The organism is Micromonospora sp. LOL_023, from assembly GCF_048060115.1.
In the GTDB taxonomy this organism is placed as follows: Bacteria; Actinomycetota; Actinomycetes; order Mycobacteriales; family Micromonosporaceae; genus Micromonospora_E.
This window is the reverse complement of record NZ_JBHMIM010000006.1, coordinates 124,320-148,000: the sequence shown is the minus strand read 5'-3', so window position 1 is coordinate 148,000 and position 23,681 is coordinate 124,320. Positions and strand designations below refer to the sequence as shown.

The following is a 23,681-nucleotide window of genomic DNA, read 5'->3' as shown; positions in this document are numbered from 1 at the left end:
GTCGCAGCCGCGCCGGACGCGGTCGCCGAACTGACGGTCGCGGACCAGGCCGGGGCTGATCGACGGCCGCATCGGCCGCCCGTAGTAGTGACCGACCGTGTTCGGGGCCTGCCGCGCCGGCCGCCGCTGGCCGGCGGCGGCTTGAGCTGCGTCGCGGGTGTGCTCGGCGATCTCGGCGAGCAACCGCCGATGGCGGCGGCTACGCACCGGCGGCCGGCGGAACAGGTCAAACAGTCTGCGCACGGCAGGACCACCTTTCAACAGGGGGTACGGGTGGAAGGGGCGCGTTCATGTCGTGGTGTTGCTGCACGGGTCAGCGGTGTCGGTGCGGGCTGGGTGCCCAGCGCAGGCCGGCGCGTTGGACGAAGATGTCCCGGCGTTCACGGGCTTCCCCGTCGGGTCCGAGCACGTAGCCGGCGAGCCAGACCCAACCGTCGTACGTCCAGCCTTTGTCCACTGTCGTCACCCGGATCCGGAAGCCTCGGCCGGCGGCGAACTGCACACTCGCCCGCCCGTCGATGATCAATTCGTCACCGGGCCGGGGATCGGCAGGCGAGCGGCCGGCCGACCCGCTACCGATTGGCCGCCGGCACTGTCAGCCGACCGCAGTCGGGGCACCACCGGGATTTGACCTTGAAACAGAACAGCCCCACGAAGAACCCGAGCAGGACTCCGGAAGCCAGAGCGCTGAACACGATCATCATCAACCCTTCCGATTGGGCTGGGGCGACCGAATGGGCCGCCGCAATGTTGAGGACAAGCTCTCGGGGTACTCGCCGGACCTTCCGCATCTTCTTGGTTGACAACCGGATGTCGATAGGCCAACGATCCCACTCGATCTTGGTGAGCGACAGGTGTCACTGCGGTGACAGGCCAAAGCCCCCTGCCATATCACCCCCGTGTGGTGGATACTCGAAGTTATGAGGGATGAGCTGGAAGAAGGCTTGCGACCGGCGTGGGCGCGGCGGCTTCGTTCGGAACGGACTGCCCGGGGGTGGTCCCAGAGTGATGCGGTGCGGGCGCTCAGGGCGCACGCGGCCGAACCGCTACCCTCCGACAGCACCCTGTTGCGCAATTGGAAGCGGTGGGAATCCGGTAGCTCAGAGCCCGATCATTTTTACAAAGCGCTTATTGCCAAGACCTACGGCACCGTCACGGCAGCCTTCTTCCCTCGCCAGAGCGCAGGACAAGTCGAAGCGGACTTGCTCGCGGACAGCGGGCTGGAAACCCTAGAAATCCTCTCCCGCATCCGTGCCTCGGATGTTTCGGAATCTTTACTTGAGGCGCTTCGCATCACAGCCGACCGGCTTTGCTGTGAATACCCCTACGCCCCTCCGAATCAGCTCTACGTTGAGGGCAAGGCGTGGCTTCGACGCCTCACAAGTCTCATGGACCGCCGGTTGACCCTTGCCCAGCACCGAGAGGTTCTCTCGCTTGCTGGTCTGGTTGCCCTGCTCGTTGGGTGTGTCGAATACGATCTGGGGCTGCGGCGGGAAGCAGAAAGCACCCGCAGAGCGGCACTGACCCTCGGTGAGGAGGCAGGTGACGCCGCGGTCGTGGGGTGGGCGCACGAGATGCGCGCGTGGTATGCCCTGACGCAGGGCGACTACCGGGGAGCGATAGCCGCAGCTGAGATAGGGGTAGCGAAGGCACCCAGTCAAAGTGTAGCTGTGCAGCTAACAGCGCAGCAGGCCAAGGCGTGGGCGCGTATCGGGGACCGCAGACAAGTGGAGACGGCACTTGATCGCGGCCGGTCGCTCCTGGAGTCGCTGCCCTACCCGGAGGATGTCGACCATCACTTTGTCGTCGACCCGTCGAAGTTCGACTTCTACGCGATGGACTGCTACCGGTTGGCCAGGGAAGACAAACTTGCCGGGATGTACGCCCACGAAGTCATCCGGTCATCTACCGACCCGGACGGCACCGAGCGGAAGCCCATGAGGAACGCCGAGGCTCGGTTGACGCTGGGGGTGGTAACTGCCCGCGAGGGAGAGATCGAGGAGGCGGTGGCCTACGGCCGCCAAGCGCTGTCCGGCGATCGCAGGTCCCTACCGTCACTGCTCATGTGCTCCCGAGAGCTAGGGCAACTGTTGCACGAGCGGTACCCGAACCACCCTGAGGCTCTGGCCTTCCTGGACGAGCTACGAGTCCTCAGCACCCCAGCAGACTCTCGGTAGTTCAGGCACCGTCGGTCCGAGTTCAGAAGCATGAACGCCCTTCCTCGCCGTCCTATATCGTCCATCCACGGGTGTTGCAGGCAGGGCAGCAAAACCGGTTTCGCCCATCTCCGGTCGCAGCCTCGGCTGATCCCGCACACAGTTGACAGGTCGAGGCTGAGAGCGGACGATCCGGCATGAGATGTCGCAGCTCCGGATAGCGGCGCGCTGCCTGAACGTGGGCGAACTCGTGCTCGTCGGCGTGGGCGGGGCGCAGCTTTCCGTCGTCCTCGTCGATGAACACCTCGCCTGACTGCGACATGAGAAAGAAGATCCCCAGGGTGCCGTAGTTGCCGAGCAGTCCGAGTTCCCGCGCCATTCTTGCAGCGGGATGGGCCGACGAAGCTTGCTCCAGGACAAGTCTGGCGAAATCTCCCGAAACTTCCACGAGACAATCCTACTCTGTGCCTGGCCGGCTTAACGGAAACCTGTCGCACAGGGTCGCCGGGCCGGGCTTCTCGACTATGGTCGGACGAATCTGACGAAGGCTGCGACAACTCGGTTTGGATGCGGTCGCCGAACTGGTCGAACCGTTCGGCGCGCGGCTGTGATGATCGGTACGGTGCTGAGGTCAGCGACCATTCGACGGCAGAGCCGGCTGCACCTCTACGGTTGTTCCTGATCAATTTCCTTTTTACTATCAAGCTGCCGCTGGGACCGCTCGGCGGTCTCGCCGGAGACCCTGCCCATCAGCGATCTCGCCCGGCCGAGAGCCTGCATGCTGAAACGACTAGCGACACCGACACCCTCCGCCCCAGTCTCCAAAACCTTGTCCTTCACCTCAGCCCCGGTGTCGAGAACCTTGGCACCCACCTCGGACCCGGTTTCGAAGACCTTGTCGCGCACTTCCACCGCCGCGTCGAGCCATCGCCGCGCATCCCATGACCGGCGGTCGCGTTCGACGCCGAACCGGCCGTTGAAATCGACCACGATGGTCGCAACGTGATTGGTCGACCGCACCACGGCGCGCGATGAGGTCGGATTGAGTAGCACCTTCGCGTTGGCGGTGTCGGCGGCCGTGTTCATCCGGGCCATCAGGCGCTCAGTGGTGCGGAAGATGAGCTCGATGCGCTTCTGCCGGGCGATCCGGATGGCGACGCGATGCTCCTCCAACTCTTCTGCGGACGCGTCCAGCACGCGATCGAGTTCGAGCACGGCGACCGCGTCTTGGAGCTGGAAGCAGCGGGCCAAAGCAGCGAGCCACTCCTGCACCTTGATCTCGGCTTCCTTCGACGTCGCGGCCAGGTCGCCAACGTTGGCCGTCTCCAGTTTCTCGGCGATGGCGTCGAGCTGCCGCAACGCGTACGCCTGGGTCCGGGCCAGCGTAACTGCTCTACGCGGGCGACGACGAGTACGACTGTCTACTCGGTCCGCTGCTGACCAGGCTGACCTCTGGGGCGGACGCGGGCAATGTCGCGCGGTTCTTGCGTGACCGGGGTTGAGGTCCACTTCGGCCTCGCCTTTTTGCCGAGGTAGAAGTCGCCAACCTTGCCGCCAGAGTTGTGGCCTGGTGGCAGGCCGAAGAATCGCGGCCAGCGGCGTAGTCAGCGAAAGCAGTGCCAACCAGGACGACACCCTCGCCGGTCACAGGCCCATACGCCGGGCCGTGCTCCACCGACGTCCGAGTTCGTCGCCGAGCAGGTTCCGGTCGTCTACCCACCCTGGGTCGGTGGGCTGGTCGAAGACGCCGGTGAGGTCGTCCCACTCGCGCCAGGTTCGAGGGCTGACCGGGCGGAGTGCGGTTGCCGGTCGCTCGGCGACCTCCCGGAGACCCATTTCGTCCATACGTCCCACCGTGGCACATGTGTTGCCCCGTCGTCGACGATTGCCCGCCGTCCGTGCCCGAGTGGAGGGCTGGGGTACGTAATTCTCGCGGAATTACGTACCCCAGCCCTCCACTCGCGAGCGTTCTGCCCGGCGGCAACTCAGCTCGGCGGACGCGGACGCGGACAGCGTTCCCGGAGCCGGGTCAGGTGGTCAGGCGGTCAGACGGCGAAGCTGGTAGGGCGGTCGGTGGCTGCCGGCGGCGGGATAGCCTGCCACATGCCCAGCTTCTGCGCGCCCAGCCGGCTCAGGTACTTCGGGTTGAGGATCACGTAGCGGCGCCACAGGCGTTTCGGCTCCAGCCCGAGCCGCCACAGCCACTCCAGGGCGTACCGCTGCATCCAGGATGGCGGCTTGCGCAGCAGGCCGGCGTGGTAGTCGAAGGCGGCGCCGACCGCCATCAGCGGCATGTCCAGCAGCGGGCGCATGGCGTACGCGAAGATCTCCTGACGCGGGCAGCCCAGCCCGACCAGCACCAGCCGGGCCCCGGAGTCCCGGATCCGGTCGGCGATCTCGACCTCTTCGCCCGGCTGGACGGAGCGGAACTTCGACGACTCGACCCCGGCAAGTTTCAGCGCCGGGAACATCTGCTCAAGCTTCGGCACCAGCCGGGCCAGCGTCTCCTCGGTGGATCCGTACAGGTAGACCGGTAGCCCTTCGTCGGCGCAGCGCTGCAGCACCCGCAGGGTCAGGGTAGGCCCATAGACACGGTCGGTAAGACCTGCGCCGTGCAGCAGGTTGAGCCCCCAGCGCACTGGTTGGCCGTCCGGGGTGACCAGGTCGAACGCGTTGAGCCGGGCGTTGTGCGCCGGGTCGAGCACCCCGGTCATCACCCCGTGTACGGCGAGCGCGGTCATCGCCAGCGGGCGTCGCTCCCGGGCGGCTTCGATCAGCCGCTCGCTGGCGGCCTCGTAGTCGACGGCGTCGACCAGCACGCCGAGGACGTTGCGCTTGCCTTTGTCGATCATTTCTGCGGCATCCACTTGTCGACGTTGGCCTGGTAGATCTCCTGCAGGATCATCGGCACGTCGTAGACCTGCTTCCAGCCAGGGTAGTCACGCTGGAAAGCGGCGTTCGAGCCGATCCACCACTGGTGGTCGCCGACCCGGTTGGCCTCCTGGTACTCGGTGAGCATCTCTTCGCCGGTGATCTGCTCGGCCAGGGCGAACGCCTCCAGGTGCGAGCAGTTGGAGTGCCGGCCGCCGCCGAGGTTGTAGACCGCCGCCGGGCGCGGGTCGCGGAAGAACGCCTCGAAGGCGGAGACCACATCATGGCTGTGGATCGCGTCCCTGACCATTTTGCCGCCGTACCCGAAGATCTTGTAGGTCCGCCGCTCCATGTTGCAGCGCATCAGGTAGCCGAGGAAGCCGTGCAGCTCGGTCGCCGAATGCGCCGGCCCGGTCAGCGTGCCGCCCCGGAAGCAGGCGGTACGGATGCCGAAGTAGCGGCCGTACTCCTGCACCATGATGTCGGCGGCTACCTTCGACGCGCCGAAGACCGAGTGCAGGCAGGCGTCGATCGACATGTCCTCGGTGATCCCGCCCGCGTACGGGTGGTCCGGGGTGATCTCCCACCGGGTCTCCTGCTCGATCAGCGGCAGGCTGTTCGGCCGGTCGCCGTACACCTTGTTGGTGGAGCAGTGGATCACCGGTGCCTCGGGGCAGTGTTCCCGGACGTTCTGCAGCACGTTGAGGGTGCCGCCGGCGTTGACGTCGAAGTCGGTGAACGGGTCGCGCACCGCCCAGTCGTGCGACGGCTGCGCGGCGGTGTGGATCACCACGGCGATGTCCCGGCCGTACCGCCGGAACAGGCCCGCCAGGGCGTCGCGGTCGCGGATGTCCACCGCCTGATGGGCGTACGCGGCACCGAGGTCACGTTGCAGTAGGGCCACGTTCCAGGCGGTGGACGCCTCGGGGCCGAAGAACTCGCGGCGCATGTCGTTGTCGATGCCCACCACGTCCAGGCCGAGGCCGGCGAAGTGCCGAACCGCCTCCGATCCGATCAGACCACCGGAACCGGTAACCAACGCGACGCTCACACGACACTCCTGAGCTGGGGGGGCGGAGGAACGATCAAGAGCATATCTGGACAAGATGTGCAAGAAGGCTCCGCCTGGTGGCGGAGCCTTCTTGTCGAGAACCTTTGAGTACAGGCGGTGAAGCCGCCCGTACTCACGGTGGGGAAGGGGGGAGTTGAACCCCCACGCCCTTTCGGGCACACGGACCTGAACCGTGCGCGTCTGCCATTCCGCCACTTCCCCGGATGCTGTCCAGGCAGTCGGTCCAAGACTAACCCGGACGGTCCTTTCCGATCCCGCTGGGGGTGTCGGTCGGGGTCACCCGCTGGCAGGTGCCGGGACATACTACGCTGTCCCTGGTCGTCCCGGTCGGTAATCGCCCGTGACGCCCGGCGAAGAGTAGCACGGGAGGTGCCGGCCGTTCGGGGCAGGTCGGGAAGAGTGGTCGATCGGCGTGCAGGTGGCACGGGCGACGGCCGGATACCATCATGTCCTCGGAACCCGAGGAGGAGCCGGTGAGCGTGCTGCAACGCTTTGAGAAGCGTCTGGAAGGCCTAGTCGAAGGGGCCTTCGCCAAGGTGTTCAAGGGTGTCGTGCACCCGGTGGAGATCCTCAACGCGATGCAGCGGGAGGCCGAGGCCCACAAGGCGATCCTGGCCGGTGGGCGTACCCTCGTGCCCAACCGCTACGTGATCGATCTCTCGCCGTACGACCACAGTCGGTTGGCGCCGTACGCGGCGGCACTGGCGCAGGAGCTGGCCCAGTCACAGGCCGAGTTCATCGGTGAGCAGGCCTGGACGGTCTACGGCGACGTGATCGTCGAGATCGAGCGGGGCGACGGTCTGGACACCGGGATGTTCCGGGTCACGGCAGAGGTGTTCACCGGTGGCGACGTCGCCCCGGTGCAGCAGTCGGGTTACGACATGCCCGGCGGTGGCGGCCACGGCGGATACCCGCCGTACGAGCAGCAGCAACCTGCCGGGTACGGCCAGCCGCCGCAGTCGCCCGCCGGTGGCGGGCGCAACATCCGGCTGGTCTCCGGTGACGGCCGGACCTACCCGCTGCAGATGGGCTCGACCGTGATCGGCCGGGGTGACCAGGCCAATCTGCGGCTGCCCGACGTGGGGATCTCCCGCCGACACGCCCGGCTGGACTTCGACGGATCGCAGGTCGTGCTGACCGACCTCGGGTCAACCAACGGGACCATGGTCAACGGGCAGCGGGTCTCTGCAGTCGCGCTCAACCCTGGTGACATGATCCAGCTCGGAACGACCACGCTCACGTTCCGAGTGGATGGATAGCCTTGCCCGAATTTGTCGTTGTCGTTGCCCGCATCGGCTTCATCGTCCTGCTGTGGATCTTCGTGTTCACGGTCGTCGGTGTGATCCGCCGGGATCTCTTCGCTGGCGCCCGCTCCAGCCGCCTGGTGGCGGCTCCGCGAGGTGTGGGCTCTACGGCGGCGCAGGCCCGGCCAGCCAAGGTCAAACGGGGGCGGGCTGCACGCCAGCTCGTAGTGACCGCAGGGCAGCTGGCCGGTACTCGAATAACTCTGGGTGAAAGCCCGATCACTATCGGGCGAGCGGAAGACTCCACCCTGGTGATCACAGACGATTACGCGTCAGCCCGACACGCCCGGCTGATGCCCCGGGACGGCCAGTGGTTCATCGAAGACACGGGTTCCACTAACGGGACCTACCTGGACCGCGCTAAGGTCACCGGACCCACCCCCGTACCCCTCGCCGTGCCGATCCGTATCGGCCGCACATCTCTTGAGTTACGGCCATGACTCTGACCCTGCGCTATGCCGCTCACAGTGACCGTGGACTGATCCGCGACGGAAATCAGGACTCCGTCTTCGCCGGGCCACGGCTGCTCGCCGTGGCCGACGGGATGGGCGGGATGGCCGCCGGTGACGTCGCCAGCAACATCGTCATCGGGGCCCTTGCCCCACTGGACGAGGACGTTCCCGGGGACGCCCTGGTCGACGCGTTACGCTCCGCCGTCAGCGTGGCCAACCAGCATCTACGGGACACCGTCGACGCCAATCCCCAGCTGGAGGGGATGGGCACCACGCTGACCGCGACGCTCTTCTCGGGCAGCAAGATCGGCATGGTGCACATCGGCGACTCCCGGGCGTACCTGCTGCGCAACGGCGAGTTCGCACAGATCACCAAGGACGACACCTACGTCCAGATGTTGGTCGACGAGGGCCGGATCAGCGCGGAGGAGGCGAGTAGCCATCCGCAGCGTTCGCTGCTGACCCGGGCATTGGACGGCCGCGACATCGACCCAGAGTACTCGGTCCGGCAGGTCGTCGCCGGTGACCGCTACCTGATCTGCAGCGACGGGCTCTCCGGCGTGGTCAGTGCCGAGACCATCGCCGACACGCTGCGTGAGTACGCCGACCTGCAGCAGTGCGTGGAGCGCCTGGTGCAGTTGGCGCTGCGTGGCGGTGGTCCGGACAACATCACCGTCGTCGTCGCCGACGCGACCGACCAGAGCATCCACGAGCAGGCCCCGATCGTCGGTGGTGCCGCCGCCCGGGACCGGGGCATGGCCACTGCGGCCGACGATTCCACCCCGGCGGCCAGGGCCTCCGCCCTGTCCGCACCGAGGGCCGCCGCTCCTGAGCAGGCCGATTCTCCGGCCGCCGGGTTGGACGACGACCCGGAGCGGCCCCGTCGGCGTCCGCTGCGCGCGGCGATCGTTCTGGTCGTGCTGTTCGGCATCCTCGGCGGCGGGCTCTGGGCCGGCTGGAACTACACCCAACGGCAGTACTACGTCGGTGCCACCGGTGACGGACAGCTGGCGATCTTCCAGGGAATGCCCGGGGAAATCGCTGGCGTCAGCCTCTCGACGGTGCACGAACGCAGCGACACCGCCCTGCTGGACCTGACCTCTGTCGCCCAGGACCGGGTGAAGCGCGGTATCCACGCGGGCAGCGAGGCCGACGCACAGCGGCACCTGCTGGAGTTGATCCGGGACGAGCCGGACAACCCCAACCTGAAGCCGCTCTGCCCGCCGACGCCGGACCCGACGCCCAGCCCGACGCCGAGTCCCACCCCGAGTCCGACGCCCAGCCCGGCGGTCGACCCCACCGGCACGCCGGATCCCGCCGACCCCGACGTCGTCAACTCACCCACGCCGGGCACCCCCGCGCCAAGCGACCCGCAGGCCAGTCCGGATGCCCCACCAGTCGAGCCGGTCCCACCGGTGACCAACCCGGCCGGTTGCCGGCCGGTCGGCTGAGACCCGGGGCGAGCGACGTGAAGGAATCCCAGTGACGGCGCCAGTCGGACCCGCCCCACCGCCGGCGATCACCGGTGAGATGCCGCGGGTCCGATCGTTACGGACCCGACGCAATGCCGAGTTGGGCCTGCTGGCGCTCGCGCTGTCGGTGGTGGCGCTGTATTCGGCTGCCGCCGAATCGGCGGTGCTTGGCACGATCCGACCCGGTTTCTGGGTGCCCACGGCCGTGCTCGGCGCGGTCTTCGTCGGCCTGCACCTGGTCATCCGGTTCTTCGCGCCGTACGCCGATCCGGCCCTACTACCGGCCGTCGCCCTGCTCAACGGCATCGGCGTCGGCTTTCTCCGCCGTTACGACATGGCCAGGGTGGCCGCCGCCGAGCGCCTCGACTATCCGATCTTCGCCGGGACCGGGGGCCGGCAACTCGCCTGGACCCTCGCCGCAGTGGTGCTCGCCGCCGGTCTGCTCATCCTGGTGCGTGACCACCAGATCGTCGCCCGATACGCGTACACCCTCGGGTTGGCCGGCATCGTACTGGTGATGATCCCGGCGGTGCTGCCGGCCCAGTACTCCGAGATCAACGGCGCCAAGCTCTGGATCCTGGTCGGTGGGTTCTCGATCCAGCCGGGCGAGTTCGCGAAGCTGGCCCTGCTGTCGTTCTTCGCCTACTACCTGGTCCGTAAACGTGAGGTCCTGTCGCTGGCCAGCCGTCGGGTGCTCGGCATCGACTTTCCGCGTGGCCGGGACCTCGGCCCGGTGCTCGTGGTCTGGCTGCTCAGCGTCATGGTTCTGGTGTTCCAGAAGGACCTCGGCACCTCGCTGCTGTACTTCGGAATGTTCGTGGTGACGCTCTACATCGCCACCGAGCGGGTGAGCTGGCTGATCATCGGTCTGCTGCTCTTCTTCGGCGGCGCGTTCCTGGCCTACTACCTCGGCGAACTCGTCGGTGGCCCGTTTGCCAACTTCTACCAGCGGGCGAACATCTGGCTCGACCCCTTCCAGGACCCGTACAGCGACGGTTATCAGTTGGTGCAAGGACTGCTGGGGCTCGGCACCGGAGGTCTGTTCGGCGCCGGGCCAGGGGGTGGCCAGCCACTCAAGGTGCCCGAGGTACACAACGACTTCATCTTCGCCGGCATCGGCGAGGAGATCGGGCTCTTCGGCCTGTCCGCCCTGCTGGTCATCTACTTGCTGATCGCCGAGCGTGGGTTGCGCGCCGGCCTGGCGGTCCGGGACTCGTTCGGCAAGCTGCTCGCCGGCGGTCTGGCGTTCACCCTGTCCCTGCAGGTCTTCGTGATCGTCGGCGGCATCAGCGGGCTCATCCCACTCACCGGTCAGACCACGCCGTTCCTGTCCGCCGGTGGCTCGTCGTTGATGGCGAACTGGCTGCTGATCGCGATGTTCCTGCGAATCTCCGACGCGGGCCGCCGGCCGGTCGTCGGTGCCGAGACCCGCACGCCGGGTACGCCGGCCGGCCCGCCCGTGCAGCTGCACGGCGCTCCAACGGAGGTGATCCGCCGATGAACGCCCCGCTACGCCGGGTCGGCGTGGTCATCATCGTCCTGTTCGGTCTGCTGTTCGCGAACCTCAACTGGGTCCAGGGATACAAGGCCGAGAGCTACCGCACCAGCGACTACAACGGCCGGGTGCAGGTTGCCGAGTACGACCGCCAGCGCGGCAACATCGAGGCGGGTGGCCGGGCGCTGGCCACCAGTACCGAGACCGAAGGCGAGTTGAAGTTCCTGCGTACCTACCCGGACAACGAGCTGTACGCGCACGTGATCGGCTACAAACCGGTGAACCTGGCGGCGATCGGCATCGAGCGAGCGGAGAACGAGTTCCTCGCCGGCACCAGCGATCAGCTCTTCGCCGACCGGGTCCGGGACGTCTTCACCGGTGAGGAGACCGGTGGGGGCAACGTGCTGCTCTCCATCAACCGCCGGGCCCAGGAGACCGCCTACCAGCAGCTGTCGGAGAACCGGGTCGGCGTGAGCCGGGGTGCCGCGGTCGCGATCGACCCCCGGACGGGGGCGATCCAGGCGCTGGTCTCCATCCCCAGCTACGACCCCAACCCGCTGGGTGGCCACGACACCGGCGCGGCTCAGGAGGCGTTCAACGCGCTGGAGGGTGACCCGGACAAACCACTGAACAACCGGGCGCTCGGTGAAGTGCTGCCGCCCGGATCCACCTTCAAGGTCGTGGTCGCCGCGGCCGCACTGGAGAATGGCACCACGATCGACACGCCGATCTCCGCCGGACCGGTCTACCGGCACCCCGATTCGGGCACCGACATCCGTAACGCCGTGCCGTCGATCTGCCCGCAGGATGAAGTGACGTTGATCACTGCGTTGACCGACTCCTGCAACACCGGGTTCGCGAAGCTCGGCGTGGCGCTCGGAGCCGAGGCGGTCAAGGACAAGGCCCGCGACTTCGGTTTCGAAGACGACGAACTGGTCGTCGGGCGGACCAACGGCGACAGTGGGCTGCCGGTGGCGTCCAGCCGCACCGGCGACATCCAGAACCCGGACGGTGGTGAGGACGGCGCCGCGCTGGCCCAGTCGTCGATCGGCCAGAACAACGTCCGGATGACCCCGCTGGAAGGCGCGATGATCGCGGCGGCGGTGGCCAACGGCGGCACTCAGATGCGCCCGTACCTGGTGCAGCAGTTGCTGCACGCGGACCGCACCAGCAGTTTCTACACCGCCGACCCGCGCGAGCTGCGTGAGTCGGTCAGCTCCTCGGTCGCCACCGACCTGCAGGAGATGATGGTCAATGTGGTGCGCGCCGGCACCGGCCGCAACGCGCGGATCGACGGCTACACCGTCGGTGGTAAGACCGGTACCGCGCAGGCTGGCGAGAACGACAAGGACCACGGGTGGTTCATCGGCTTCGCGATGTCCGACGACGGGCAGCCAATCTCCGCGGTCTGCGTGGTGCTGGAAAATGCCGGCAACGGCGGTAGCGCCGAAGCCACCCGGATCTCCGGCCAGATCATGCGGGCTCTCATCGCCGAACGTGAGGGGCGATGACATGTTGAGTTCCGGGGTTCTCCTCGGCGGGCGGTACCGCCTCGACGAGCGGATCGCCAGCGGCGGGATGGGCGACGTGTGGCGGGGCACCGACGAGGTGCTCGGGCGTACCGTGGCGGTCAAGAGCCTGCTGCCGGCGTTGCTGGAGGAGCCCGGGTTCGCCGAGCGGTTCCGTGGCGAGGCCCGCACCATGGCCACCATCAACCACCCCGGCGTGGTCGACGTCTACGACTACGGCAGCGACCAGCACATCGCCTTCCTGGTGATGGAGTACGTCGAGGGTGACGCGCTGTCACGGACGCTGTCGCGGGTCGGCCGGCTCACGCCGGCCCGCACCATGGCCCTGGTCGCCCAGGCGGCCGACGCCCTGCATGCCGCCCATGACAAGGGCATCGTGCACCGCGACGTCAAGCCGGGCAACCTGCTGGTCCGCCCGAACGGCACCCTGGTGCTGACGGACTTCGGTATCGCCCGGTCGGCGATGGTCGGGCAGTTGACCGCCGCCGGTTCGGTGCTCGGCACCGCCTCGTACATCTCGCCGGAGCAGGCCTCCGGCGCCGTCGCGACGCCCGCGTCGGATGTGTACGCCCTCGGTGTGGTCGCCTATCAGTGCCTGTCCGGACGGCGACCCTTCGAAGGTGACAATCCGCTCGAAATCGCTATGAAGCATGTCCGAGAGATGCCGAGGGCTCTGCCCTCGGACACCCCGCCGGTCGTCCGGAGCATCGTCGACCGGGCGTTGGCCAAGGACCCGGGGGCCCGTTGGCAGAACGCTGCCGCCATGGCCGCAGTGTCCCGTCAGGCCGCCACCACCCTCGCCGGACAGCCCCGCCCGCCGGGTGCCGGACAGCCCCATCCGCCCGGTGTGCCGCACAACCCCCAGAGCCGCCCACCGGTCGCGCCCCGGCCGACCTCGGGTGCACCGGTCTCCCCGGTCGGACCGATGTCACCCGGGCCGATGGCACCCCCGCCCCGCCCGCCGATGAGTCCGCAGGTGTCCGGTCCGCCGGGTCACCGCCCGCCTACCTCGCCGGTGATGCAGGGGGGCTACCCGACCGGATACCATCGCCCCAGTACACCGGTACGGCAACCGGTAGCCAACCAGCATCACCCGGCCAACCCGTACGGGTACAACCGCCCCCCTGCCGTCCAGAATCGGTCCGGGAGCTTCAGCCGGCAACTCTTCACCGTCCTGGCGATCATCCTCGGTGCGCTCGTCGTACTGCTGTGCGCTGGCCTGATCGGCTTCCTGCTCACCAACGGCGACGGCAACTCGAACGCTTTCGGAGAGCCCGTGGTGCGATTGGTTACGGCTGAGAACCAGATGGCATCCGAACGCGTCGAAGTTGGTGTGGGAGCCGTACCGTCTGTGGAAGCACACGACATGGCCCGGCCGGACGACGACCAAACGAGCGAAGGACGACAAGGACGATGACCGCCCAGGCCCGCCTGTTAGGTGGCAGGTACCAGGTCGGCGAGCTGCTCGGATACGGCGGCATGGCCGAGGTCCATCGCGGCCGTGACCTGAGGCTCGGCCGGGACGTCGCGATCAAGATGCTGCGCGCCGACCTCGCCCGAGACCGCACGTTCCAGGAGCGTTTCCGGCGCGAGGCGCAGAACTCCGCCTCCCTCAACCACCCGGCCATCGTCGCGGTCTACGACACCGGTGAGGAGTACGCGCCCACCGGCGAGACCCTGCCGTTCATCGTCATGGAGTTCGTCAACGGCCACACCCTCAAGGAGGTGCTGGCGGCCGAGGGCCGGCTGAACCCGCGTCGGGCGATGGAGATCTGCGCCGACATCTGCGCCGCGCTCGAGTTCAGCCACCGGCACGGCATCATCCACCGCGACATCAAGCCCGGCAACGTGATGCTCACCCAGACCAGCCAGGTCAAGGTGATGGACTTCGGGATCGCCCGGGCGCTGGCCAGCGGCGCCACCACGATGACCCAGACGTCCGCGGTGATCGGCACCGCCCAGTATCTCTCCCCCGAGCAGGCCCGTGGCGAATCTGTCGACGCCCGCTCGGACGTGTACGCGGCCGGTTGTGTGCTCTTCGAGCTGCTCTGTGGCCATCCGCCGTTCGTCGGCGACAGCCCGGTCAGTGTCGCGTACCAGCATGTCCGGGAGGAGCCGCGGGCACCGAGTGAGATCAACCGCGACGTCACCCCGTCGGTCGACGCGATCGCGCTGAAGGCGCTGGCGAAGAACCCGTTGAACCGTTACCAGAGCGCTGGCGAGATGCGCGCCGACCTGCTGCGGGCAGCGACCGGCCGGCCGGTGCTGGCCACCCCGGTGCTGCGCGAGGACGAGACCGTCGCGATGGCCGCCGCCGGGCGTACCGGCGCCACCCAGCGGATCCCGGCCGGCGTCGGCGGACCGCCGCCGCGCCGCACCTCGCCGGCGGTCATCGCCGGGCTCAGCGTGCTCGGCGTGCTCGCGGTCGTGGCCCTGGCCTCCGGGCTGATCCGGGCGAATCTCGGTGATGGCGAAGAGCCGCCGACGACGGTCACCCTGCCGAACCTGGTCGGGGAGACGCTCGAGGAGGCCACGCGCCTGCTCAACGGCCTGAGCCTGGGGGTCGCCACCACTCCCCGGGACGATCCGGACTGCACATTGAACGAGGTCGTCGGGCAGTCTCCGCAGCCGGGCGAGGTGGAGCCGGCCACCGAGGTGGAGCTGACCGTCTGCGCCGGCCCGGGGAGTGTGCAGGTGCCATCATTGGAGGGCTTCACCCGCGCCGCGGCCGAGGTTTCGCTGACCGAGCGTGGCCTGGTGGCCGAGTTCGTGGAGGTCGACAGTTCGGCGCCCAAGGACCAGGTGGTCGAGGTGCCGGCCGAAGGCGAACTCGTCGAACATGGCAGCACCGTCGAGGTGCACGTGTCCCTCTACAACCTACGTCCGGTCCCGAACGTGGTCGGGGACCGGGAGGCGGACGCGATCGCCACCTTGACCAACGCCGGATTCGACCCCCGGGTGATCGAGGGCGACCCGGTCGAGCCGGCCGATGCCGGGCGGGTCACCAGCCAGGACCCGAACAGCGGTAACCGGCGGGTCAACTCGCGGATCGACATTGTGGTATCCCAGCCCCGGGAGGAGGAGCCACCGCCCTCCCCGACGCCCTCCCCGACGCCGTCGCTTTCGCCCAGCCCGACGCCCTCCCCGCCCGACGACGGTGGCGAAGCTGGCGGGTCTGGCGCGCCGGGCACCGGTGGTGCCGCCGGCGGCGGCGGCGGCGGGGGCCTCGGCAGTCTGCTGCCCACCCCCCGGCTGTCCGACCTGCTCTGACCGATCGACCCGGGCTGACCGACCGATCTCCGCTGCCCGGCCGGGCAGCGGAGATCGACGCAGTTCGGTCGCTCAGACCGTCGAGAAGGCGGAGCGGCGGCGGGCCTCGACCGCTGCCGCGAGCTGCGGTACCCGCTCCCGGGCCCCGGGCAGGCCACAGCCGGCGAGCCAGTTCGCCAACATCAGATGCCCGCCCTCGGTGAGTACCGACTCGGGATGGAACTGCACGCCTTCCAGCGGCAGGCTACGGTGGCGCATCGCCATCACCACGCCGGACGGGGTCCGCCCAGTCACCTCGATCTCGGCCGGGAGGCTGTCTTCCCGGACAGCGAGCGAGTGGTAGCGGGTGGCGGTGAACGGCACCGGCAGGCCGGACAACACGCCGGCGCCGGTGTGGTGCACCAGCGACGTCTTGCCGTGCAGCAATTCGGGCGCGCGCTCCACCACCCCGCCGTACGCGGCTCCGATCGCCTGGTGGCCGAGGCAGACGCCGAAGATCGGCAGTTGGCCCGCGTAGTACCGGATCACGTCGAGGCAGATCCCGGCCCGGCCCGGGTCACCCGGTCCAGGGGAGAGCAGCACTCCGGCGACGTCGAGTGAGCCGACCTCTTCGACGGTGAGCTGGTCGTTGCGTCGCACCTCGCATTCGGCGCCGAGCTGGCCGAGGTACTGCACGATGTTGAACACGAACGAGTCGTAGTTGTCGATCACCAGTACGCGCACGTGGCCACCTTGCCCTAGTCGTCGGTCACATCAGGTGGTACGGGGTTGTTCGTCTCGGTGTCGTACGGCAACTCGAAATCGTCGAGGTCGCCACTGCCCGGCTCGCCACTGCCCGGCTCGCCACTGCCCGGCTCGCCACTGCCCGGCTCACCACTGCCCGGCTCGCCACTGCCCGGCTCGCCACCGCCGCCGTCAACGGGTCCACCGCCCGGGTCACCGTCGGTGAAGTCTCCCTCGGTGACCTGGACGTCGTCGAACGGCAGCAAGGGCTCGGCCCACGGGAAGACCACGAACCACAGCAGCATCACGGTGAGGCCGGCGAGCAGCAAGGAGCCGATCAGCTTTCCGGGCAGCCCGAACGGGAGCTTGCGCCAGATCCAGGCGTACATCTCAGCCGCCGAGCTCTGCTGGGCGGCCGTCGGCCTTGGGTTGGCTGCGGACCAGCGCGGCGTGCACGATCAGCCGCTGGTAGTTGTCGAACTTCGGGTGACAGGTGGTCAGGGTGAGCATGGCTTCGGTCGGGCTCGCCTGTCGGTCTCCGGGCACCGGGGCGACGACCTCGGTCTGGTTCGGCAGCACGATGTGGTTGCGGGTCACCGCGTACACATGCCAGGTGTCCCGGTCCTCGAGGACGATGGTGTCGCCCTCGCCAAGCTCGTCCAGCCGCCAGAAGGTGGCCGGGTTGCGGTGGCCGGCGACGGAGAAGTTGCCGACCTGACCGGGGTCGGCGCTTTCCGGATAGTGGCCGGGCGCGTAGCGGATGTCGTCCTGCTCGACGCCCTGGACGACGATCCAGTTCTTGTCCAGTTTGGGGATGTAGAGCCCGGCGACCGGGGTGCCCTGCACCTGCGGTGCCGGGGTGGTCGGTGCCGGCGACGGCCCCTCGCTGACGACCGGGGCCGGCACCTCGGCCCACTGCTGGGCGAGTTGCTCGCTCAGGTCGCTCTGGTGGGCGTTGACGATGACCGACTTGCCCCATATCTCGTAGCCGGCGAAGAGCAGTACGATCATGCCGAAGGTGATCAGCAACTCACCCGAGACCCGGGCCGTGGTCCGCAGCCGGGACCAGATCGTGGGGCGGGTCAGCTCCGAGTAGACGCTCTTGTAGCCGCTGTTCGTGCGTTCCGGGCGCAGTTTGACGACGCGCTCGCCACGGCGCGGTGCCGGCCCGCGCTCATCCTGGTCGCCGGCGGCCCCGGGTGAATCGCCGGATGTGCCGTCAGGACGTCGGGTGTTGCCGTCAGGCTGCGGCTGATAGCTGCTGATGACGACTGGTAGCACGGTGGTGGAGGCTGCCTGGTCGCCCCGGTAGGCCGGCAGCACGGTGGTGTGCGCTGCGGCGTTCGGCTCCGGCGTGCGGGGCTGCCCGGCATCGGCCGGGTGGCCGCCGGGGTAGGGTCCCGGCGGCTGACCGGCCTGCTGAGGCCGGTACATGGCCTCGTACGCCGTCCCCGCCGTCGTCGGCGGCGGCGGCCATCCCAGGTCGGCGGGTACGGCCGGTGGCGGCGCGGCCGGACCGGTGAAGCGGGGGATGACCGCGGTGGCGTCTTCCGGCGGGTACGCGTGGCGCCGCTCGTATCCGCTCCGCTGGTCGGGCTGCTCAGGCGACGCGTGCCGGGTCATCGGGCCGACTCCGGCACCGTCGTGTGTCGCAGTGTCGTCGATCCGTCGAATGCTGGCACCGTCAGCTCCGCCTCGACCGTCTCGCGGTAACCAACTTGGTAGTGGGTCACGGCGTTCCTGAACCACTGCACCCCTTCCGACTCGTCCAGTGCCTGTCGCAGGGCGTTCGGGTCACCGATCGCGGCGATCTGGAAGGGGGGCGAGTAGACCTCGCCGTGCAGCAACAACGTGTTTCCGACACAGCGTACCGCGCTGGTCGTCAACACCCGTACATCCATGATTGACATGGCTTCGGCACCGCCGGCCCAGAGCGCGTTGACGACCGCCTGCACGTCGCTCTGGTGCACCACCAGGTCGTCGTTGCTGGCCCCGTCGGGTAGCTCGGCCAGTCGAGGCGCGTCGTCGAGCTCGATGATGATCCCCGGCCCGGCCAGTGCGGTGAAGCCTGCGGCCGGTCGGTTGGCCGCCACCCGTGCCCGCTGTTCGGCGACGGGTTGGTCTCGGCCGGCCACGATGATCGCCTGCTGGTCGACCTCGTCGCGGAGCCGGGCGGCTCGGTCCTCGGCGGCGACCAACTGGGTGCGCCGTTCGTCGATCAGATGGGTGAGCTGTGGTCGACGGTCCTCGCGCAGCGCGGTGCCGCCGGCGGTGGTGGCGGTGGTGGTGAAGAGCAGTCCGGCGAGCAGAGCGATCAGCGGGACTCCGGGGGACCAGCCTGGTTGCTGGCCGGTACGGCGGCGACGGAGCAGACCGCGTAGGGCGCGCCCGACGATGTCACGCCAGGATGCGCTGCCGGAGGTGTACTCCATCCTCAGCCCCTCTCGCCAGCCAGCCATCGACAACTGTCCAAATAGTGGGCCGCCCAGGGTGCTTATTGCAGCTGGTCGTCCCGGTTGTGCCCAAATGTCGCCACTGTCCTGCCGCCGTCCATGGCCGGATCGCGCCAACTTGACTACGCTAGCTCTTGAACATTATTGGCCATGGACCGTCGCCGCTGCGTCCGGTTGCCGGGCCGGATTATCGCCACCAGGAGAGCGTCGTGCCAAAGTCGCAGGTTCGCAAGAAGAAGGTCTACACCCCGCCGACCGACGTCCGGCCCAGCCAGACGGCGGCCACCAGCAAGCCGAGCCCGATCTGGTTGCCGATCGCGGCGGTCTCGCTGATCGTCTTCGGTATCGGCTGGCTGGTGGTGTACTACCTGTCGGAGACGGCCTACCCGGTCGCGTCCTGGGGCTACTGGAACCTGGCGGTCGGGTTCGGCGCGATGGTGAGTTCGCTCATCCTGCTCTCCCGCTGGCGCTGACCCGGGCGGCGGTGGTCGTCTGACCTGCTCGTTTGCTTGCCCCGGTCGGCGGCGGAACGGTCGTTCTGCATAGGGTGGCGGTACTGGACAGCGGTCTGTCGCGGATCAGCTACATTACTCGCTGGTAACTTCGCGGTAGGCTGGCTCCGGTGACCGGCTGTCCGGTCACCGGACAGCTCGTCAGCAGCACACCGGGAGGCCACCGCATGGGCACGGTTCAGATCGTCACCACGGTCATCGCCGCCATCGTCACCGCGGTGGCCGTGGCGCTCGCCGGCAGGGCGATCTGGCAGTTCGTCTCGATCATCCGGCTCGGCAAGGCCGACCCGACCCGGTCCGGCGACGCCGCAACCCGGGCCCGGGGGATGCTCAGCGAGACCCTCGGGCACACCCGGATGCTCCGGTGGGGTGTGGTCGGCGCCGCCCACTGGTTCGTGATGATCGCGTTCATCGTGCTCTCCGTGCTGGTGCTGGAGGCGTACTTCGAGGTCGTCGACGCCGGCGGCGGCATCCCGGTGATCGGCGGCTGGCTGGTCTACGGACTGGTCACCGAGTTCATCTCGATCCTCGGCTTCGTCGGCATCGTGGTACTCATCGGCATCCGGTTGGTCAACCGACCGTCCCGCGCCGGCCGCCGGTCCCGGTTCACCGGCTCGACCATGTGGCAGGGCTACTTCGTCGAGGCGATCGTGCTGGCCGTACTCGTCTGCGGGTTCTTCATCCGCGGCTTCCGGGTCGCCACCGATCACTTCGACTACCCGGTCTGGGCCACCCCGGTCAGCCACGCGCTCGGCGCGATCCTGCCCGCCTCGGACGCGGCGATCAGCGTCACCGCCCTCATCAAGATCCTCATCTCGATGACCTGGCTGATCGTCATCGCGTTGACCCTCACCATGGGCGTGGCCTGGCACCGGTTCGCCGCCTTCTTCAACATCTACTTCAAGCGTGACCCCGGCAAGCCCAACTCGGGCCTGGGCGCGCTGCGGCCGATGATGAGCGACGGCAAACCACTCGACTTCGAAGAGGCAGACCCGGAAAAGGACCAGTTCGGGGTCGCCCAGGTCGAGCAGTTCAGCTGGAAGGGCCTGCTCGACTTCACCACCTGCACGGAGTGCGGCCGCTGCCAGTCCCAGTGCCCGGCCTGGAACACCGGCAAGCCGCTGTCACCGAAGCTGCTGGTGCTGTCGCTGCGCGACCACGCCTACGCCAAGGCGCCGTACCTGCTCGCCGGCGGCGGCAAGGACCTCACCGGCGAGGAACAGGCCACCGCCGAGCAACTCGCCAAGGTCGACGCCCTGGCACTGGCCGAAGCCGACCGCCCGCTGATCGGCGGTGCCGACGTCGGCGGCATCATCGACCCCGACGTGCTCTGGTCCTGCACCACCTGCGGTGCCTGCGTCGAGCAGTGCCCGGTCGACATCGAGCACGTCGACCACATCGTCGACATGCGTCGCTACCAGGTGCTGATCGAGTCGAGCTTCCCCAGCGAAGCCGGCGTGATGCTGCGCAACCTGGAGAACAAGGGCAACCCGTGGGGTGCCCCGCCGAACACCCGGGAGGACTGGACCAAGGGCCTCGACTTCGCGGTCCCCCGGGTCGGCGAGGTGGACGACTTCGAATACCTGTTCTGGGTCGGCTGCGCCGGTGCCTTCGAGGACCGGGCGAAGAAGACCACCCGGGCGGTGGCGACCCTGCTGCACTCCGCCGGTGTCGATTTCGCCATCCTCGGCGAGGGCGAGACCTGCTCCGGTGACCCGGCCCGGCGCATCGGCAACGAGTTCGTCTTTCAGATGCTCGCCCAGCAGAACGTCGAGACCCTCAACGAAGCCTTCGGCGACCGCGAGCCGACCCGCCGTAAGATCGTCGCGACCTGCCCGCACTGCTTCAACACCCTGGGCAACGAGTACGGGCAGCTCGGTGGGCATTTCGAGGTCGTACACCACACGCAGTTGCTGGCCCACCTGGTCGCGACCGGCAAGTTGACCCCGGTCACCCCGCTCGACGGCGGCCTGACCTACCACGACCCGTGCTACCTGGGTCGGCACAACCGGGTGTTCAGCCCACCCCGCGAGGTGCTCGCCGCCGCGCTGACCGGTGGCTCCGACAGCGGTGGCGCGGCCACAGGCGGGTCCGGCGCGGCACCAGCCGGCGCACAACTGCGCGAGATGCCCCGAAACTCCGAGCGTTCGTTCTGCTGCGGTGCCGGCGGCGCCCGGATGTGGATGGAGGAACGGATCGGCAAGCGGGTGAACGTCGACCGCGTCGAGGAGGCGCTGTCCACCGGGGCGGAGACGATCGCCGTCGGCTGCCCGTTCTGCTTCACCATGCTCGGCGACGGGGTCACCGGCAAACAGTCCACCGGCGAGGCGGCCGAGAACGTCGAGGTCGTCGACGTCGCGACCGTGCTGCTCAGGTCGGTGCGGCCAGCGGTAGCATCGTCGGCGGTCGCCGAAGAGTAGGGAGAAGCGGGTGCTTGGTTGGGCCCGTGAGTTCCTGTCCCAACCCTGGCCGTTCGTCCTGCTCGCGCTGGTGACGGCGGTCGGCCTGGTGACGCACCGGCCACTGGCGCGGCGGCTCGGCTGGGCCCGCTGGCCGACGCTCGGCATGTTCGTCGGGGCCGCCGCGATCGCCGCCCTGACCCTGCCACCGGCACCGACCGGCGTCGGCGTACCGCTCGCTCCCGGGGTGTCGGTCGACGGGCCGGACGGCCAGGTGATCGCGGCCTGCGTCCGGTCCCTGACCGACCCGTCGGTGCTCTGGTCCGGGTTGGTGACGGTGGGCTCGTTGGGGGAACGGGTCGGCAACATCGCGATGTTCGTGCCGCTGGCGTTCTGCACCGTGCTGGCGGTGCGCCGGCCGCTGATCGCCGTCGGGGTACTGCTGCTGGCCCCGGCGGCCGTGGAGCTCGGCCAGGCCGTGTTGGGGATGGGCCGCGAGTGCGTCGGTTACGACTGGGTCAACAACGCGACCGGCGTCCTGGTCGGGGCGGTCGCGGCCGGCGCGGTCCGCCTGTTGTCCCGGTGGCTCTGGCCGGTACGCGGCGGAACACCCCACGTGGACCAGGGTGCCCCACCAACGGCGTGAGGTGGCCGCGGTCAAACTGCCCCGCAGTCAACCGCCCCCGCATCGTCCGGTGCCGCCGGGTGTGTGCGTGGACCGGGGCGTCGGCCTTGATCCAATGCGTGCCGTTCCAATAAGGTGAATCACCGACCGCTGTGTACGTCGGCCTCCGATTCCCCGTGTGCGAGGCCCAGCGATCGTCAATGAAGGAGTCGCTGCCAATGGCACGTGTGCTCACCCGTTTGCGCACTCGCAATCACACCAAGTTGCATTCTGGGTACGGGAAGCAGTCAATCGTCAGGGTCGCCCGATTCGTACTGACCCTGACGATCGTGGCCGCCGGGGTGCTGTCATCGGCGGTTCCAGGGCACGCCCAGCCGACGCTGGCCCAGATCGAGGACGAGCTGGATGCCCAGTGGCGCAAGCTGGAGCCGGTGATCGAGCAGTACAACAAGGTGCACAGCGAGCTGAAGGCCAACCGGAAGAAGTCCGCCGAGCTCGACGAGCGGATCCGGCCGCTGGCGTTGCAGGCGGACCTGGCCGCGACCGAGATCGGTGAGGTCGCCAACCGCTATTACCGCACCGGCCCGTCCAGCGAATTCAACGCGCTGCTGAAATCGGGCTCGCCGACCAGTCTCGCTGACCAGCTCATGGTGCTGGACCGGATTTCCAGTCAACGGCAGCAGCAGATCGCGGCCGTCCTGGACGCCCGGGACCGCTATCTGAGTGAGAAGCAGGCGCTCGACGCGCTGATCGCCAGGCAGCAGGCGCAGGACGAGGAACTCGCCGCCAGGCGTAAGACGATCGACGCCGACATCGAGCGGCTGGAGCAGGCGCGGGCCGCCGCGTACCAGACCGCTGGCTACACCGGAAGCTCCGGAGTCTCCGGCCCCTGCCCGGCGGTCTCGGTCGGGGGCGCCGCCGGCACCGCCCTGCGTACCGCCTGCGCCCAGATCGGCAAGCCGTACGTCTGGGGTGCCACCGGTCCGAACTCGTTCGACTGTTCGGGCCTGACCCAGTACGCGTGGGCGAGTGCCGGCGTCCAGCTCACCCACTTCACCGGATCCCAGTGGAACCAGGCGGTTCCGGTCGGTCGGGCCGAGGCGCTCCCCGGCGACCTGGTCTTCTTCTTCAGTGACCTACATCACGTGGGCATGTACATCGGCAATGGCCTGATGGTCCACGCGCCCCGCGCCGGACAACCAGTGCAAATCGAGAATATCGACCACATGCCGCTGGTCGGATTCCGCCGAGTGGGCTGAGATGGCAGGTCAAAACGGGTCTGACCAGGTCAAGCCGGTTAGTTGACCGCCGGTGGAAAGTGGGCTGGGCCGGTGCGAAAGTGCCGGTC

Annotated in this window: 22 protein-coding genes, 1 tRNA gene and 2 pseudogenes; 13 read left to right on the top strand and 12 right to left on the bottom strand. The window is 68.4% G+C overall.

Annotation, left to right across the window (positions count from 1 at the left end; genetic code table 11):
- Both ACFHVL_RS05510 and ACFHVL_RS05505 read right to left on the bottom strand, forming a co-directional pair.
- A partial coding sequence (locus tag ACFHVL_RS05510) for a hypothetical protein (RefSeq protein WP_416625972.1) occupies positions 1 to 243 on the bottom strand: 243 nt, incomplete at its 3' end.
- Positions 244 to 313: 70 nt separating this feature from the next.
- Positions 314 to 526: a hypothetical protein gene (locus ACFHVL_RS05505; RefSeq protein ID WP_416625971.1), complete on the bottom strand. Its 213-nt coding sequence runs from the start codon at positions 524 to 526 to the stop codon at positions 314 to 316.
- Between the two features lie 487 nt (positions 527 to 1,013).
- On the opposite strand from ACFHVL_RS05505, the gene ACFHVL_RS05500 reads away from it, so the two are divergent.
- Positions 1,014 to 2,177 (top strand): XRE family transcriptional regulator, encoded by a 1,164-nt coding sequence (locus ACFHVL_RS05500; RefSeq protein ID WP_416625970.1) that lies wholly within the window; start codon positions 1,014 to 1,016, stop codon positions 2,175 to 2,177.
- Between the two features lie 52 nt (positions 2,178 to 2,229).
- Here the strand turns inward: ACFHVL_RS05500 and ACFHVL_RS05495 are convergent, their stop codons facing one another.
- From ACFHVL_RS05495 to ACFHVL_RS05470, 6 genes are all read right to left on the bottom strand, one after another.
- Complete coding sequence (locus ACFHVL_RS05495; protein WP_416625969.1) at positions 2,230 to 2,604, bottom strand: hypothetical protein; 375 nt, start codon at positions 2,602 to 2,604, stop codon at positions 2,230 to 2,232.
- 218 nt (positions 2,605 to 2,822) lie between these two features.
- On the bottom strand, positions 2,823 to 3,515 hold the full coding sequence (locus ACFHVL_RS05490) for a hypothetical protein (RefSeq protein ID WP_416625968.1): 693 nt from the start codon (positions 3,513 to 3,515) through the stop codon (positions 2,823 to 2,825).
- Between the two features lie 285 nt (positions 3,516 to 3,800).
- Positions 3,801 to 4,001 (bottom strand): type II toxin-antitoxin system prevent-host-death family antitoxin, encoded by a 201-nt coding sequence (locus ACFHVL_RS05485; protein WP_416625967.1) that lies wholly within the window; start codon positions 3,999 to 4,001, stop codon positions 3,801 to 3,803.
- A 200-nt stretch (positions 4,002 to 4,201) separates the two neighbouring features.
- Positions 4,202 to 5,008: a WecB/TagA/CpsF family glycosyltransferase gene (locus ACFHVL_RS05480; RefSeq protein WP_416625979.1), complete on the bottom strand. Its 807-nt coding sequence runs from the start codon at positions 5,006 to 5,008 to the stop codon at positions 4,202 to 4,204.
- The gene (locus tag ACFHVL_RS05475) at positions 5,005 to 6,078 is read right to left on the bottom strand and encodes an NAD-dependent epimerase/dehydratase family protein (RefSeq protein WP_416625966.1); all 1,074 of its coding nucleotides are present in this window, start codon (positions 6,076 to 6,078) and stop codon (positions 5,005 to 5,007) included. The genes ACFHVL_RS05480 and ACFHVL_RS05475 overlap by 4 nt, the downstream gene beginning before the upstream one ends.
- A 139-nt stretch (positions 6,079 to 6,217) precedes the next feature.
- Positions 6,218 to 6,300, bottom strand: a tRNA-Leu gene (locus tag ACFHVL_RS05470).
- 245 nt (positions 6,301 to 6,545) lie between these two features.
- Between ACFHVL_RS05470 and ACFHVL_RS05465 the strand changes: the two genes are divergently transcribed.
- From ACFHVL_RS05465 to pknB, 7 genes are all read left to right on the top strand, one after another.
- On the top strand, positions 6,546 to 7,358 hold the full coding sequence (locus ACFHVL_RS05465; protein WP_416625965.1) for an FhaA domain-containing protein: 813 nt from the start codon (positions 6,546 to 6,548) through the stop codon (positions 7,356 to 7,358).
- Positions 7,359 to 7,360: 2 nt separating this feature from the next.
- Positions 7,361 to 7,843, top strand: a complete 483-nt coding sequence (locus ACFHVL_RS05460) for an FHA domain-containing protein (protein WP_416625964.1) — start codon at positions 7,361 to 7,363, stop codon at positions 7,841 to 7,843.
- Positions 7,840 to 9,306: a PP2C family protein-serine/threonine phosphatase gene (locus ACFHVL_RS05455; protein ID WP_416625963.1), complete on the top strand. Its 1,467-nt coding sequence runs from the start codon at positions 7,840 to 7,842 to the stop codon at positions 9,304 to 9,306. Before ACFHVL_RS05460 ends, ACFHVL_RS05455 begins: the two co-directional genes overlap by 4 nt.
- A gap of 79 nt (positions 9,307 to 9,385) precedes the next feature.
- Positions 9,386 to 10,828 carry an FtsW/RodA/SpoVE family cell cycle protein gene (locus ACFHVL_RS05450; protein WP_416625978.1) on the top strand — a complete coding sequence of 481 codons (1,443 nt, stop codon included), beginning with the start codon at positions 9,386 to 9,388 and terminating at the stop codon, positions 10,826 to 10,828.
- Positions 10,825 to 12,333 (top strand): peptidoglycan D,D-transpeptidase FtsI family protein, encoded by a 1,509-nt coding sequence (locus ACFHVL_RS05445; protein WP_416625962.1) that lies wholly within the window; start codon positions 10,825 to 10,827, stop codon positions 12,331 to 12,333. The genes ACFHVL_RS05450 and ACFHVL_RS05445 overlap by 4 nt, the downstream gene beginning before the upstream one ends.
- A gap of 1 nt (position 12,334) precedes the next feature.
- On the top strand, positions 12,335 to 13,768 hold the full coding sequence (locus ACFHVL_RS05440; RefSeq protein WP_416625961.1) for a protein kinase domain-containing protein: 1,434 nt from the start codon (positions 12,335 to 12,337) through the stop codon (positions 13,766 to 13,768).
- Positions 13,765 to 15,621 carry a Stk1 family PASTA domain-containing Ser/Thr kinase gene (gene pknB, locus ACFHVL_RS05435; RefSeq protein ID WP_416625960.1) on the top strand — a complete coding sequence of 619 codons (1,857 nt, stop codon included), beginning with the start codon at positions 13,765 to 13,767 and terminating at the stop codon, positions 15,619 to 15,621. The genes ACFHVL_RS05440 and pknB overlap by 4 nt, the downstream gene beginning before the upstream one ends.
- A gap of 72 nt (positions 15,622 to 15,693) precedes the next feature.
- Here the strand turns inward: pknB and ACFHVL_RS05430 are convergent, their stop codons facing one another.
- The 4 genes from ACFHVL_RS05430 to ACFHVL_RS05415 are packed head-to-tail and all read right to left on the bottom strand — an operon-like array spanning position 15,694 to position 18,776.
- Complete coding sequence (locus ACFHVL_RS05430) at positions 15,694 to 16,344, bottom strand: aminodeoxychorismate/anthranilate synthase component II (RefSeq protein ID WP_416625959.1); 651 nt, start codon at positions 16,342 to 16,344, stop codon at positions 15,694 to 15,696.
- A 14-nt stretch (positions 16,345 to 16,358) separates the two neighbouring features.
- Positions 16,359 to 16,733, bottom strand: a complete 375-nt coding sequence (locus ACFHVL_RS05425; RefSeq protein ID WP_416625958.1) for a hypothetical protein — start codon at positions 16,731 to 16,733, stop codon at positions 16,359 to 16,361.
- A gap of 1 nt (position 16,734) precedes the next feature.
- A complete protein-coding gene (locus ACFHVL_RS05420) occupies positions 16,735 to 17,967 on the bottom strand; it encodes a class E sortase (RefSeq protein ID WP_416625957.1) in 1,233 nt (410 codons plus the stop codon).
- The gene (locus ACFHVL_RS05415; protein ID WP_416625956.1) at positions 17,964 to 18,776 is read right to left on the bottom strand and encodes a DUF881 domain-containing protein; all 813 of its coding nucleotides are present in this window, start codon (positions 18,774 to 18,776) and stop codon (positions 17,964 to 17,966) included. The genes ACFHVL_RS05420 and ACFHVL_RS05415 overlap by 4 nt, the downstream gene beginning before the upstream one ends.
- A 230-nt stretch (positions 18,777 to 19,006) precedes the next feature.
- Between ACFHVL_RS05415 and ACFHVL_RS05410 the strand changes: the two genes are divergently transcribed.
- The 5 genes and pseudogenes from ACFHVL_RS05410 (at position 19,007) to ACFHVL_RS05390 (ending at position 23,592) form a co-directional block, all read left to right on the top strand.
- On the top strand, positions 19,007 to 19,270 hold the full coding sequence (locus ACFHVL_RS05410; RefSeq protein WP_416625955.1) for a cell division protein CrgA: 264 nt from the start codon (positions 19,007 to 19,009) through the stop codon (positions 19,268 to 19,270).
- Positions 19,271 to 19,476: 206 nt separating this feature from the next.
- Positions 19,477 to 21,358, top strand: a pseudogene (locus tag ACFHVL_RS05405) ((Fe-S)-binding protein); the annotation flags it as partial.
- Between the two features lie 71 nt (positions 21,359 to 21,429).
- Positions 21,430 to 21,729 (top strand): annotated as a pseudogene (locus ACFHVL_RS05400) (heterodisulfide reductase-related iron-sulfur binding cluster); the annotation flags it as partial.
- 10 nt (positions 21,730 to 21,739) lie between these two features.
- Positions 21,740 to 22,354 carry a VanZ family protein gene (locus ACFHVL_RS05395; RefSeq protein ID WP_416625954.1) on the top strand — a complete coding sequence of 205 codons (615 nt, stop codon included), beginning with the start codon at positions 21,740 to 21,742 and terminating at the stop codon, positions 22,352 to 22,354.
- Positions 22,355 to 22,662: 308 nt separating this feature from the next.
- Positions 22,663 to 23,592 carry an NlpC/P60 family protein gene (locus tag ACFHVL_RS05390; protein WP_416625953.1) on the top strand — a complete coding sequence of 310 codons (930 nt, stop codon included), beginning with the start codon at positions 22,663 to 22,665 and terminating at the stop codon, positions 23,590 to 23,592.
- Positions 23,593 to 23,681: the final 89 nt, after the last annotated feature.